This is a genomic window from Kitasatospora sp. NPDC004272 (assembly GCF_053603035.1).
The window spans coordinates 19,534-32,259 of sequence record NZ_JBSGET010000045.1 but is presented as its reverse complement, the minus strand read 5'-3'; the positions used below and the strand labels follow the sequence as shown (position 1 = coordinate 32,259).

Here is a 12,726-nt window from a genome sequence, read left to right as displayed (position 1 = left end):
CACCCGCCGGAGCCCGGGCCGGTCCTCAGTGGTGGAACCCGCTGCGCTGGGGCATCCCCAGCTCGCTGAGCGGCGCGGGCTGGCGCTGCAGCTCGGGCAGCAACCGCCGCAGGTCGGCCAGCAGCAGGTCCGCGAGGTCCCGGGTGAACCCGTTGCGGCACACCACCCGCAGCACCGCCAGGTCGGCCCGGTTCTCCGGGAAGGTGTACGCGGGCACCTGCCAGCCGCGTTCGCGCAGCCGCCGGGAGACGTCGAACACGTCGAACGGGCAGTCGTCGACGGTGGTGAACGCGAACACCGGCAGCTGGTCGCCCCTGGTGATCAGCCGGAACGGGCCGAGCTTCTCGACCTCCGCCGCCAGGTACCCGGCGACGTCCCGGCAGGCCTGCTGGATCGCGTGGAAACCGGCGAACCCGAGCCGCAGGAACGCGTAGTACTGGGCGACGACCTCCGACCCCGGCCGGGAGAAGTTGAGCGCGAAGGTCGGCATCTCGCCGCCCAGGTAGTTGACCCGGAACACCAGTTCCTCGGGCAGCGCCTCGCCGTCCCGCCACAGTGCCCAGCCGACGCCGGGGTACACCAGGCCGTACTTGTGGCCGCTGGTGTTGATCGAGGCCACCCGGGGCAGCCGGAAGTCCCACTGCAGGTCCGGGTCGAGGAACGGCGCGACCATGCCGCCGGACGCCCCGTCCACGTGCACCGGCACGTCCAGCCCGGTGCGCTGCTGGAACTCGTCCAGGGCGGCGCAGATCTCGGCGATCGGCTCGTACGAGCCGTCGAAGGTGGAGCCGAGGATGCCGACCACGCCGATGGTGTTCTCGTCGCAGTGCGCCACGGCCTGCTCGGCGCTCAGGTGGAAGCGCTCGCCCTCCATCGGGACCAGCCGGGCCTCGACCTCCCAGAAGTTGCAGAACTTCTCCCAGCAGACCTGCACGTTGACGCCCATCACCAGGTTCGGCCGCGCCCCGGCCGCGTACCGGTCGGCGTTGCGGGCCATCCAGCGCCGCTTGAGCGCCATCCCGGCGAGCATGCACGCCTCGCTGGAGCCGGTGGTCGAGCAGCCCACCGCCGCGGCCGGGTCGGGCGCGTGCCACAGGTCGGCGAGGATCGCCACGCAGCGCCGCTCCAGTTCGGCGGTCTGCGGGTACTCGTCCTTGTCGATCATGTTCTTGTCGCGGCACTCGGACATCAGCCGGTCCGCGTACTCGTCCATCTGGGTGGTGACGAAGGTCGCCAGGTTGAGCTTGGCGTTGCCGTCCAGCATCAGCTCGTCGTGGATCAGCTGGTAGGCGACGGACGGCGGGATCGGCACCGCGGGCAGCTGGTGCAGCGGCGGGGCCTGCTGCATCGCCCCCAGCGGATCGGTCAGTACGTGCAGCGGACTGAACGGCAGCCGCTTCTCCTCGTCCTTCTTCCCCTTGTGCAACGCCATGGCGGATCGTCCCTCCACTCGTGGAAATTCCACGGTGGCACCGGGCCGGGGCGCCCGCACATCAGGCGGCCGGTCAGGCGGTCTCCGGGTGGTACTGCTCGCGCATCGCCGCGAACTGCTGGCGCACCGCGCTGCCGACCGCCAGGTCGTGCTCCTGCTCGGGGGCGAGCACGGTCAGGTCGGGCAGCTCCCAGTGCGGGGGCTCGGGCGTCCCGGCGAGGGCCCAGGCGGCCTGCCGGGCCGCGCCGCGCGCCGCGTGGTCGCCCGGCGGGGGCACCACCACGGGCAGTCCGAACAGCTGCGGCGCGATCTCCCGCACCGCGGGCAGCCGCCCGGCCGTCCCCAGCAGGAAGACCCGGTTCACCGCGACCCCGTGCCCGCGCAGCACGTCCAGCGCCTCCGCCAGGTTGCACAGCATGCCCTCGACGGCGGCCCGCGCCACGTGCTGCGGTGCCATCGACTCGGCCCGCAGCCCGGTCAGGGTGCCCGCGGCGTGCGGCAGCTTCGGCGTCCGCTCGCCGTCCAGGTACGGCAGGAAGACCATCCCGTACGCGCCGGGCGAGGACTGCAGGGCCAGCTCGGACAGACCCGCCAGGTCGGTGCCGAGCATCGCGGCGGTGGAGCGCAGCACCTGCGCCGCGTTCAGGGTGGCCACCATCGGCAGGTGCCGCCCGGAGGCGTCGGCGAACGAGGAGACCAGGCCGGACGGGTCGACCACGGCCCGGTCGTGCACCGCGAAGATCGTCCCGTTGCCGCCCAGCGACACCACCGCGTCACCCAGGCCCAGCCCGAGACCCAGCGAGGCCGCCATGTTCTCCCCGGTGCCGGCCGAGATCAGCAGCCCCTCGGGGGTGTGCCCGGCGGGCTCGGCCGGGCCCAGCACGTGCGGGACGGTCAGCTCGTGGCCGAGCGCCAGCTTGATCAGGTCCTGCCGGTACTCGCCGGTGACCGGCGACCAGTAGCCGGTGCCGGAGGCGTCGCCGCGGTCGGTGGTGCGCCGCTTCGGGCCGCCCAGCAGCTGGGAGACCAGCCAGTCGTGCGGCAGCAGCACCTCGGCGATCCGCTGCGCCGAGGCCGGTTCGAACTCGGCCAGCCAGCGCAGCTTGGCGACGGTGTAGGTGGGGCCGGGCACCGCGCCGATCGCCTCCACCCAGGGCTGCGGCCCGCCCAGCGCGTCCAGCAGCGCGGCCGCCGAACCCGCCGAGCGGGGGTCGTTCCACAGCAGGGCGGGCCGCACCAGCACGCCGCCGGCGTCCAGCCCGATCAGCCCGTGCTGCTGCGCGGAGACGCCGATCGCCCGGACGCCCTCCAGCAGGCCCCCGGCGGCGGCGTCGCCCAGCGAGTGCAGCCAGGTCTGCGGGTCGACCTCGGTGGTCCGGGCGTCCTCGCCCTCGGGCAGCGGGTGCGGGGCCCGGCCCTGTCGCAGGACGGCGCCGGTGTCGGCGTCGCACGCGACGATCCGGGTGCGAGTGGTGGAGCTGTCGATGCCCGCGACGATGGCCATGCCGAGATCATGCCGCAGACGGTGGCCGGGGCGGGCCCGACTGCCGCAAGTGTTGCCCAGTCGGTACCGGAACCACCCCGTCCGAAGGGCGGCCGCCCCGGCCCGGCGGGGTGCGCCCGCTCAGGGGCGGACGGTGCCCCAGCCGTCGTCCTCGCCGTGCTGCTTGGCGAAGTACGGGACGTGCTCGGTCAGCGCGTGGGGCAGCTTCTCGCCGACCTTGTCGGCGACCGCCCCGGCGGCCTTCCCGGCGACCGCGCCGGCCTGCTGCTTGGCCTTGCCCGCCGCGTCCTGCACCCGCGGGTTGTCCCGCACCTGCCGGGCCGCGCCGGCCAGCTGCTCGTAGCGCTCGCGCCCGGCCCGGGTACCGAGGACGTACCCGATCCCGAGGCCCACGATCAACGACACCTTCCACATGCCTGGTTACCACCCTTCGTCGCCGCGCGATTGTGTGCCGCGTCTACCCGTCCGGCCGGGTCGCGAACCACCCGACCGGTGGCGGGTCCGGGCCAGCCGGCCGCCGTGCACCAGCATCCCCGCCAGCCGCGCGGGGCGCGCGCGGGGCGCGCCGGACCGGCCCGCCGCGGGACGGGACCGAGGTGGGGGAGCGGGTCCGGGCAAAGCGATTGGCGGAACACCCCCCTGAGTGCGCTAATGTATGACCCGCAGCGAGCACCGCAGGGCTGGAGCGATCCGGCGGGCGGGGTGCTGGCGGCGGAAGTACGATCCTCCATAGCTCAATTGGCAGAGCAGCCGACTGTTAATCGGCAGGTTATTGGTTCGAGTCCAATTGGAGGAGCGCGGTCCCCCATAGCTCAATTGGCAGAGCAGCCGACTGTTAATCGGCAGGTTATTGGTTCGAGTCCAATTGGGGGAGCTTCACCGGAAGTCGCGGTGATCGGTACAGAGCGAGGGCCCCCGGCACTGCCGGGGGCCCTCGTGTTTCCCGGGCCCGTTCCCCGGACCCGTCCCCGGCCCCCCGGCGGGCGCCCTCAGCCGGCGGCCCGCCGGTACAGTTCGTCGACCTGCGCGCCGAAGACCACGCTGTACGAGGTGTCGGCGGTGTCGCCGCCCTCCTGGTAGCCACCTATCACCCCGGTCACCCGGCCGTCGTCGGTGACCCACGGGCTGCCGCTGGTGCCGTTGGTGAACCCGGCGCAGTCGAAGCGCTGCTGGGCGCTGCCGTGCGCGCTGCCGGGGGCCCGGCAGGTGATCGGGGCGTCGTCCTCGTTGGGGTAACCGGTGACGGTGACCTCCTGTCCGGGGGCGAGACCGGCGGCGAACGCGTCGGCGCCCACCGCGTCCTCGACCTGCCGGCCGTCGAGCGGGCCGACGGTGAGGAAGGCGACGTCCTCGTCCTCGTCCTGCCCGGCCTCCCAGTCCGGGTGGACGGTGACCCCGGTGACCTGCCACGTCCCGTGCGGGGTCCGGCCGTCCCGGTAGCCGGGGACGAACACCAGGCCGTCCAGCGGGACGCCGCCGGGCGCCGCGCAGTGCGCGGCGGTGATCAGCAGGTTCCGGCCGGGGCTGTGCACCACGCCCGCGGTGCAGACCCGGGCGCCGTCCGGGCCGTCGAGGAACAGCGCGCCGATCCGGTCGGCCGCCGGGCCGGCCGGGGCGGGGACGGCGGACCGCTCCGGGGCGACGGCGGACCGCGCCGCGGAGCCGCAGCCGGTGGCGGCCAGCAGCAGCACCAGCGCACCGGCCGCGAACGGGACCGCTCCGGACGGCCCCGCTCCGGACGGCCGCGGGCTGGGGGAGGTGCGCGGCACCGGCGCTCGCTTCCGTTCGGCGGCCCGCCCGGGGCGCCGGGCGGCGGTCGCAGCAAGATCTACCAGGGTCCGCGCGGGCTGGGCAACCACCCTCCCCGGGCCGTCCCCGGGCGTCCGCGGGGCGGTCCGAGGCCGGGCCCGGCCGGGGAGCCGACGGGACGTCACGAGCCGCCGGACGCCTGCTCGTACAGCCCCCGGACCCGGGGGCCGAAGCAACCGCTGCACGAGGTGCCGCTGGTGCCGCCGGTGTAGCCGGGGCAGTCGATCCGCAGTCGGGCGGGGCTCCGCTCGCCGGTGGTGCTGCCGCAGGTGATCGGCTGGTCGGCGCCGCTCGGGTGGCCGGTGCCCTCCACCTCCAGGGCGTACCCCCGGTCGGTGCCGAGCAGGTTGCCGCCCGGCACCTCCCGCACCTGCCGCCCGTCCTGCGGCCGCACGGTCGCGAAGGCCACGTCCGCGTCCGGGGCGCCGCTGCGGCGCCGGGCCGGGGCGACGGTCACCGCGTCGAGCGGCCGGACGCCCGACGGGGCGTCACCGTCGCGGTAGCCGGGGGCGAACACCAGGTCGGTGCGGGTCCGGCCGGTCCGCGGCTCGACCCGGCAGTGCGCGGCGGTGATCAGTAGGTTCCGGCCCGGGCTGTCCACCACGCCGGCGGTGCAGAAGTGGTCGCCGTCCGCGCCGTGCGCGAACACCGCGCCGACCCGGCTGTTCGACGGGGCCCGCGCGGCGGCCCGGGTGGTGCCCCGGTGCTTGTCGAGCGCCGCGCGCAGCCGCTCCCGGCTCCAGCCCCGCACGGCCGCGGCGGGGCCGCCGGAGGACAGCGCGGCCGGGACCGGCGAGGGCGGCGAGACCGGGCCGCCGGACGGGTCCGGCCCGCCGTCCCCGGAGGAGCCGCAGCCGGCCGCCGCCAGCGCCGGCAGGGCGGCCGACACCGCCGCACCCACGGACCGCTCCATCCCGGCCACCCGCTCCCGCTCGCGCCAACCCGAGGGTCCAGCCTCACCCGCCGACGGGCGGCCCGCCACCGCCGTTGGGCCGCACCGGGAAGGGGCCGGAAGGGGGTGCGGAAGGGGGTGCGGCGGTGGCCCGGACGGGTGCCGGACCGTGCGTACTCGGATGCGCCCCCGGCGCGCACCACGGGTGATCGACCGGCTATGCTGCCGGGGACGGCCCGAGCGGCCGTCTGCTGCTGCCAGGACCGCGTCGTCGGCCCCGGCGGGTCGAGTCGGGGGGCGGTAGCTCAGCCGGTTAGAGCAGGGGACTCATAATCCCTTGGTCGTGGGTTCGAGTCCCACCCGCCCTACCTCGGCCGCTGACGGAGAGTCAGCCGGTGGGGCCCCCTGATCAGGCGAAACGCCGGACGGGTCACGCAAATCGTAGAGCACCGGCTCGCCGCTCGCCCTCCTCCAGCCCGAAAGTTCACCCTCCAGTGGACACGGCGCAGCAGAGCCGCCGCCTGACACGCCTTCACCCGGCCGCCGCCGCCCGCCCGGCCGACGACGGAAGCGGCACCTCGCCGCGGCGCCCGGCGCGGGCACCCCGGCGAGGTCAGGAAGAACGGCCAGCCGGTGATCGACCTCGAAGAACGCCTCACCCGCGTCCACGACCCCGACGTCCGACCACTCGTCCAAGACGCCCACCGGTGCTACGCCACCGGCGTCCCGCGAGCCGCGGTCGTCCTCACCCGGACCGCGGTCTGCGCCGGCCCCATCGCCAAGGCCCGGGTCCTCGCCGAGGACGGTGAGCCCGACGCCAAGGCCCTCGCGCAGAAGGTCGAGGAAGCCCAGCGGCTCGGCGGCGACCGGGACGAGAAGAGGCGTCGGGAGGGCGCGGGGAAGACGCGCGAAGTCGAGCGGGAGATCCTCGACACCGCCCTCGCGCTGGAGCTGATCGACTCCAGCCGGCACGTCCGGCCGGACCGGCTGCGCGAGGACCGCCACCAGAGCGCTTGCGCTGCTTCGCGGAACGGGACGCCGGGCTCAGGGCAGACGCGCTGGGCAACCGGAAAGCTTCAGGGACTGTTCGAGGCACACGTCGAGCGGATCGGCTCCCGCAACCGAGTGCCTTCCTCAATCCTTGGAAGCAACGAGGTCGCCGCGCTCGCCCTGGCCGACTGCCCCGAGTCGAGGGAGGCGTTCCCCGCGCTCGGCAAGGCGTTCCCGGGGCGGTCCGTCAACGACAAGGTGCCAGTGATCGCCTTGGTGCAGGGGCCGGGGTGAGCTGAATTCCGGGGCCGCCGGGTGGCGGTCGGGGGTTCGGTTCCCGGGCGGTGCGGGCGCGGGTGGGGCAGCTTTTTGCTCACGGCCAGGGGCGACGGCGGGCGGGGCGTTCCGCTGCGGCCCGGAGGGCGGTGCTGAGCTGCGGAAACGCGGCCTGCGCGCTCGCGCATCGACCGATCGGATGATGCCGGGGTCCACCGGAACGCCAGCCAGGTCTGGCCGGTTCGCCGACGAAGCGATGCCTGGAGCGGGGCAAGTATGGAGTCAGGACGCCGACCCGTCCGCTCCCACCCGCCGCCCCGCACCTGTTGAGGCATTCCGTGCTGTACCTGCCGTCCCTCAGGAGGAGGACCGTGATGACCGCGATCGACCGACGCCTGCTCACCGCCGCGCACGCCGGCGACCTCGACGCCGCCCGGGCCGCCCTGGCGGAGGGCGCCGACCCGGAGGCCCGCGACCCGCACGGGCGGACGGCGCTGTTGCTCGCCGCGCTCGCCGACCGGGTGCCGGTGGCCGAACTCCTGGTCGCCGCCGGGGCGGACCCGAACGCGCAGGACGAGCGGGAGGACAGCCCGTGGCTGGTCACCGGCGTCACCGGCAGCGTGCCGATGATGCGCGCCCTGCTGCCCGCCGGGCCGGACTTCGGGCTGACCAACCGGTTCGGCGGCGTGAGTCTGATACCCGCCGCCGAACGCGGCCACGTGCCCTACGTGCGGGCCGTGCTGGCGGAGACCGGCATCGACGTCGACCACGTCAACCGGCTCGGCTGGACGGCCCTGCTGGAGGCCGTGATCCTCGGCGAGGGCGGCCGTGCGCACGCCGAGGTGGTCCGGCTGCTGCTGGCCGCGGGCGCCGATCCCCGGCTCGCCGACTCCGACGGCGTGACCGCCCGGCAGCACGCCGAACGGCGCGGCTTCGACGCCCTGGCCGCGCTGCTGCGGGAGGCCGAGACCGCGGCGCCCGGGGGGGGCCGCGATGACCGCCCGCCGCAGGCACACCGGCCCGCTGCTGCTGGTGGCCGCCCCCGTGCTGGCCGTGCTGCTGGCCGGTTGCGCCGACCCCGGCGGCAGCGGGGCGGGCGGCCTGCCCTCCCCGCCCCGGCCGACGGCAGCCGCTCCCGCCTCCCCGGCCTTCCCGACCGACCCATCCGCTCCCGCCCCGGCCGCCCCGGCCGCCCCGTCCGCCCCGGCGGGCTCCCCGGCCCGGACCCCCTCCGGGGCGCTGCTGGTGGCCGACTTCGGGGCCGACACCGTCACCTTCGTCGACCCGGCGCAGGGGGCGATCGGCTCGGTGCGGGTCGGCACGGCGCCGTACGCGGTGGCCCTCGGCCCGGGCGGGCGGGCCTGGGTGAGCACCGCGGAGGGCGTCGCCGAGGTCGACACCGGCAGCCGCACCCTGCTCCGGAAGGTCGCCTCGCGCACCGACACCGGCCCGGCCGGGGCCGGCGAGTACCGGGGCGGCGCGATGGGTCTGGCCCTGTCGCCGGACGGCACCCGGTTGTACGTCGGGGTGAACGTGCCCGGGCGCTCCGGCGTGCTGGAGGTCGTCGACACCGCGAAGGGCGAGGTCACCGGGGTGGCTCCGGTCGGCCGGCGGCCCTTCGACGTGGACGTCTCGACCGACGGGCGGGAGGTCTACGCGACCGGTCACGACTCCTTCGACGTGACGGTGGTCGCGGCGGACGGCCTGGCCACGAGACGGATCCAGGTCGCGCCGTACGGCACCGAGGGCGGGCTCGGCTCCTGGCTGAAACCGCACTACGCGGTGGTCCGGCCGGGCGACGGCAGGCTGCTGCTGCCCTTCGAGGGCGAGCGGCTGGCCGTGGTCGACCCGGCGACCGGGCAGGTGTCGATCGAGCCGATGACCGCGAACACCCACCAGCACGGCGCCACCGTCACCCCGGACGGGCGGCTGTTCGTGGTCGGCTCCGGCCCGATCACCCGCGACGACCGGGGCCCCAGCCTGACGGTCCGCGACCCCGACGGCAGCGAACGGGTCTACCCGCTCGGCCTCCCGCACGAGAACGTCGCGGTCTCGGCCGACGGGCGGACGGCGTACGTCACCGGGGGCTTCACCCGGGACGGCTACTGGGACGGGATCACCCTGGTCGACCTCGACACCGGGGCCACCCACCGGCTGGAGGCCGGACAGCGACCACTGGGAGTGGCGGTGCTCTGAGCGTGCGGCGCCCCGAGCGTGCGGGCCCCGAGCCTGCGGCGCTTTGAGTGCGACACCCGGGCACCCCGCCCCGAGCGCGGTGCCCCAGTGGGCCGGTCCGGGGCGGGCACTAGTGCCGTGTCAGGCAGCCTTTGCCGGGAAGGAGCGGCGTCCGGTGCGTGCTGTCGGCGTGCCGGCCGGAAGCCCTCGTACTGGATGTACTTGGGTTTTCGGCCGGTGCGGCGAGAGTGCGTGCCGGGCGTCGCGACGGGCGAAGGTTGCCTGACGCGGCACTAGGGTGGGCGGGTGCTTCCTGCTGCTGCCCTGCCCACGCCGTTGACGAGGGTCGACGATCCGGAGTTCGCCGCGGCGGGGGCGGAGCTGTGGCTCAAGCGGGACGACCTGGCGCACCCGACGGTGCCCGGCAACAAGTGGCGCAAGCTCGCGCCCAACCTGGAGCTGGCCCTCGCCCGAGGCGCCCGGGGGCTGCTCACCTACGGCGGGGCGTACTCCACCCACGTGCGGGCGGTGGCCGCCGCGGCGCGCGGGCTGGGGTTGGCGAGCACCGGGGTGATCCGCGGCGCGGAGCTCGCCGGGCGGCCGCGCAACTGGTCGCTGGCGCGCGCCGAACGGGACGGCATGGTGCTGGAGTTCGTCGAGCGCTCCGCCTACCGGGAGGCGTCCTCCGGTCGGCACGAGCACCGGGAGGGCTACTACGTGCTGCCCGAGGGCGGCTCCAACGGCCCGGCCGTGCGCGGCGCCGCGCAGATCTCCCGGGAACTCGCCGACCAGCAGCCGGACTTCGGCCCCCGGGACGTGGTGTGCTGCGCGGTCGGCACCGGCGGCACCCTGGCCGGGATCGCGGCGGGGCTGCCCGCGGGACCGCGGGCGCTCGGGGTGGCGGTGCTGCGCGGGGAGGGCTACCTGGAGGCGGAGGTGACGGCGCTGCAGCGGGCCGGGTACGGCCGCGAGTTCGCCAACTGGCGGCTGTCGCACGACTGGCACGGCGGCGGCTACGGACGCGTCCCGCTGGAGCTGGAACGGTTCGCCCGGCGGTTCGAGGAGACGCACGGCGTCCCGGTGGAGCGCCGCTACGTGGCCAAGGCGCTGTGGGGCGCGTACGGGATGCTGCGGGCGGGCGGGTTGCGCGGGCGCCGGGTGACGGTGGTGGTGACCGGGGTGCCGGACCCGGTGGACTGAAGCCGCCCCGCTCCCGGCCCCGCTTCCGGCCCTGCTCCCGGCCCGGCCCCGCCGGGTGCCGTCGCGGTCGGTCAGCCGAAGCTGAGGTCGTTGCAGAGGTCGGTGTCGGCGGGCCGGGTGTTGTCGGCGATCCCGGACGGGATGCTGGAGGGGAGGGCGGCGGGGGAGCCGCTGCCGGTGGCGCCGGAGGCGTCGGGCAGGCCGGTGGTGCTCGGGTCGGGGGTGTTGGGGGTGGCGCTGTCCTGGCCGAGGGTGAGGACGATGCCGTCGACGCTTCCGGCGCGCAGTTCGGCGCCGGGGTAGAGCCGGGCGAGCTGCTCGGCGGCGGCCCGCCGGGACGGGGCGTACTCGATCAGGGTGGTGCGGCGGGCCTTGGTGTCGGCGCCGATGGTGATGTCGGTGTAGCCCTTGCCCTGCAGGGCGAGCGCGGTGCGGCCGGCGAGGCCGCCGGAGAGCGCGGCGTTGTGCACGGTGACGGGCACGTCGAGCAGGGCGGGATCGGCGGCGCCGACGCCGCCGGTCGGGGAGGCCGGAGCGGAGGGCGACGTGCCGGGCGAGGGCGAGCCGGGGGTGGCGCCGGCGTCCGGGCCCGCGTCGGAGCCCGGGCTCGGGCTCGCGCTCGGGGTGGCGCCGGTGCCGGTGAGCCGGCCGTCGAGGGTGCGGTCCTGGCGCAGCAGGTTCCACAGGATGCCGGCGTCGGGTTCGACCACGGCGACGCGCGCGCCCTGGAAGCGCCAGGGGAGGGTGACGAACTGGATGTCGGAGAGCTGGATGTCCTGGAGGGACTGGGCGAACTCGGCGAGTTTGTAGGGGGAGCCGAGTCCGGGGTCGACGGTGAGCGACTTGGTGGCGGCGTCGGCGAGCGGCAGCAGGGTGGTCAGGTCGAAGCCCTTGCTCTGCACCTTCTTGATCAGCGAGGACATGAACGCCTGCTGGCGGAGCATCCGCCCGATGTCGGAGTTGTCGCCGATGCCGTGCCGGGCCCGGACGTAGTCCACGGCCTGCTGGCCGGAGACGGTCTGCCGGCCCTTGCTGAGGTGGATGCCGTAGGAGTCGACGTCGTTGGGCACGCAGACGTCCACGCCGCCGACCGCGCTGGTGATGGCCGCGAAGCCCTTGAAGTCGACCACCAGGGTGTGGTCGATCCGCAGGCCGGTCAGCGTCTCCACGGTGTTCTGCGTGCAGGCCGGGTTGCCCGCCTGGAACTCGCCCACGGTGAAGGCCGAGTTGAACATCTGGTTGGTCCGCCGGGGGCTCCACCCGCCGTCCGGCAGCAGGCAGGGCGGGATGGTGACCAGGGTGTCGCGGGGTATCGACACGCCGACGGCGTGCTTGTGGTCGGCGTACACGTGCAGCAGGATCGCGGTGTCGGAGTGGCCCACGCCCTCGTCGCCGCCGCCCAGCGCGCCGTTGCCGTCGTCGCGGGTGTCGGAGCCGAGCAGCAGGATGTTGACGGGCACCCCGCCGGTGGGCGCGGGCGTGGCGACCGGGGGGCGGCTGGAGGCGATGCCCTCGGGCGCGAAGGTCGTGATGTTGCGGTCCAGCCGCTGGTAGTACCAGGCGCCCGCCCCGGCGGCGGTGACGACCAGCGCGGCGGCGGCGGCCCCCAGGCCCCGGGCTATTCGGCGGCCCCGGGAACGGGCCGGGGCGGTCGTCGGCGTGGCGTCGGTCATCGGTCGGCGGTCTCTCTGCGCGCAGCGGCAACTCGTGCCCGAGGGCAGGCACCCGGCTGATCCGCGGCACTGCGGATCGCACTCGTCATTACTTGGACGGTTCGCCGCACGGAATGGTTACACGCGAACCATCTTTTTCGAGAGTTTCTTCGAACCGGGGCGGGGGCCGGTGACACAGTGCCACAGCGGTCTCGCGGAGCCGCGGCGGGGGTGCCTTCCGGGGGCGGCGCGCGGCGCCCCCGACGGGGGGTCAGCCGGTCTTGCCGCCGGTGGAGTCGAGCATCTGCCGCAGCAGGTCGCGCAGCTGCGCGCGCTCCTCGCCCGCCAGGGCGGCCAGCGGCTCGCGGGCGAAGTTCAGCGACTCGCGCAGTTCGGCGGAGGCCGAGCGGCCGGCGTCGGTGGCGACGACCAGCTTGACCCGGCGGTCCTGCGGGTCGGCCTCCCGGGTGACGAAGCCGCGCCCCTCCAGCCGGTCGACGATGCCGGTGATGTTGGAGGGCTCGCAGGAGAGGGTCTGCGCGATGTGCCGCATCGGCATCGGCCCGCGCCGCAGCAGGGCCAGCACCTTGGCCTGGGCGCCGGTGAGCGAACGGGCGGCCGCGGCCTCCTCGTACTCGCGGTGGAAGACCCCGACCAGGCGCGCCATCAGGTCGACGACCTCCAGGGTGATCGGGTCGACAGTCGGTGCCTGCTCCTCGGCCATGACCTGCTCCTCCCGCTGCGCCATGCCTTCGAGTCTAACTGAACATTTGACAACCTGAACCTTTCATCTCCA

General features: G+C 75.2%; 10 protein-coding genes, 3 tRNA genes and 1 pseudogene. 7 read left to right on the top strand and 7 right to left on the bottom strand.

The genetic code is table 11. The features are described from left to right. Positions 1 to 25: 25 nt before the first annotated feature. From ACWEO5_RS16250 to ACWEO5_RS16240, 3 genes are all read right to left on the bottom strand, one after another. A complete protein-coding gene (locus tag ACWEO5_RS16250) occupies positions 26 to 1,432 on the bottom strand; it encodes a glutamate decarboxylase (RefSeq protein WP_452162994.1) in 1,407 nt (468 codons plus the stop codon). Positions 1,433 to 1,505: 73 nt separating this feature from the next. After that, the gene (locus tag ACWEO5_RS16245; protein ID WP_452162993.1) at positions 1,506 to 2,936 is read right to left on the bottom strand and encodes an FGGY family carbohydrate kinase; all 1,431 of its coding nucleotides are present in this window, start codon (positions 2,934 to 2,936) and stop codon (positions 1,506 to 1,508) included. Positions 2,937 to 3,056: 120 nt separating this feature from the next. After that, complete coding sequence (locus ACWEO5_RS16240; protein ID WP_452162992.1) at positions 3,057 to 3,329, bottom strand: hypothetical protein; 273 nt, start codon at positions 3,327 to 3,329, stop codon at positions 3,057 to 3,059. Between the two features lie 330 nt (positions 3,330 to 3,659). Here ACWEO5_RS16240 and ACWEO5_RS16235 point away from each other — a divergent pair. After that, positions 3,660 to 3,732, top strand: a tRNA-Asn gene (locus ACWEO5_RS16235). A gap of 5 nt (positions 3,733 to 3,737) precedes the next feature. Further along, positions 3,738 to 3,810 (top strand) — tRNA-Asn (locus tag ACWEO5_RS16230). A 115-nt stretch (positions 3,811 to 3,925) separates the two neighbouring features. Here ACWEO5_RS16230 and ACWEO5_RS16225 read toward each other — a convergent pair. Then, positions 3,926 to 4,705 (bottom strand): trypsin-like serine peptidase, encoded by a 780-nt coding sequence (locus tag ACWEO5_RS16225; RefSeq protein WP_452162991.1) that lies wholly within the window; start codon positions 4,703 to 4,705, stop codon positions 3,926 to 3,928. A 161-nt stretch (positions 4,706 to 4,866) separates the two neighbouring features. After that, a complete protein-coding gene (locus ACWEO5_RS16220; protein ID WP_452162990.1) occupies positions 4,867 to 5,658 on the bottom strand; it encodes a trypsin-like serine peptidase in 792 nt (263 codons plus the stop codon). A gap of 273 nt (positions 5,659 to 5,931) precedes the next feature. Here ACWEO5_RS16220 and ACWEO5_RS16215 point away from each other — a divergent pair. From ACWEO5_RS16215 to ACWEO5_RS16195, 5 genes and pseudogenes are all read left to right on the top strand, one after another. Then, positions 5,932 to 6,005, top strand: a tRNA-Ile gene (locus tag ACWEO5_RS16215). A 265-nt stretch (positions 6,006 to 6,270) separates the two neighbouring features. Beyond that, positions 6,271 to 6,921: a hypothetical protein gene (locus tag ACWEO5_RS16210; RefSeq protein ID WP_452162989.1), complete on the top strand. Its 651-nt coding sequence runs from the start codon at positions 6,271 to 6,273 to the stop codon at positions 6,919 to 6,921. Positions 6,922 to 7,277: 356 nt separating this feature from the next. Beyond that, positions 7,278 to 7,889 (top strand): annotated as a pseudogene (locus ACWEO5_RS16205) (ankyrin repeat domain-containing protein); the annotation flags it as partial. A gap of 7 nt (positions 7,890 to 7,896) precedes the next feature. Next, positions 7,897 to 9,099, top strand: a complete 1,203-nt coding sequence (locus tag ACWEO5_RS16200) for a hypothetical protein (protein ID WP_452162988.1) — start codon at positions 7,897 to 7,899, stop codon at positions 9,097 to 9,099. A gap of 315 nt (positions 9,100 to 9,414) precedes the next feature. Then, a complete protein-coding gene (locus tag ACWEO5_RS16195) occupies positions 9,415 to 10,278 on the top strand; it encodes a 1-aminocyclopropane-1-carboxylate deaminase/D-cysteine desulfhydrase (protein WP_452162987.1) in 864 nt (287 codons plus the stop codon). 71 nt (positions 10,279 to 10,349) lie between these two features. Here the strand turns inward: ACWEO5_RS16195 and ACWEO5_RS16190 are convergent, their stop codons facing one another. Both ACWEO5_RS16190 and ACWEO5_RS16185 read right to left on the bottom strand, forming a co-directional pair. Continuing rightward, positions 10,350 to 11,951: an LCP family glycopolymer transferase gene (locus ACWEO5_RS16190; protein ID WP_452162986.1), complete on the bottom strand. Its 1,602-nt coding sequence runs from the start codon at positions 11,949 to 11,951 to the stop codon at positions 10,350 to 10,352. A gap of 250 nt (positions 11,952 to 12,201) precedes the next feature. Further along, positions 12,202 to 12,678, bottom strand: a complete 477-nt coding sequence (locus ACWEO5_RS16185) for a MarR family winged helix-turn-helix transcriptional regulator (protein WP_452162985.1) — start codon at positions 12,676 to 12,678, stop codon at positions 12,202 to 12,204. Positions 12,679 to 12,726 lie beyond the last annotated feature (48 nt).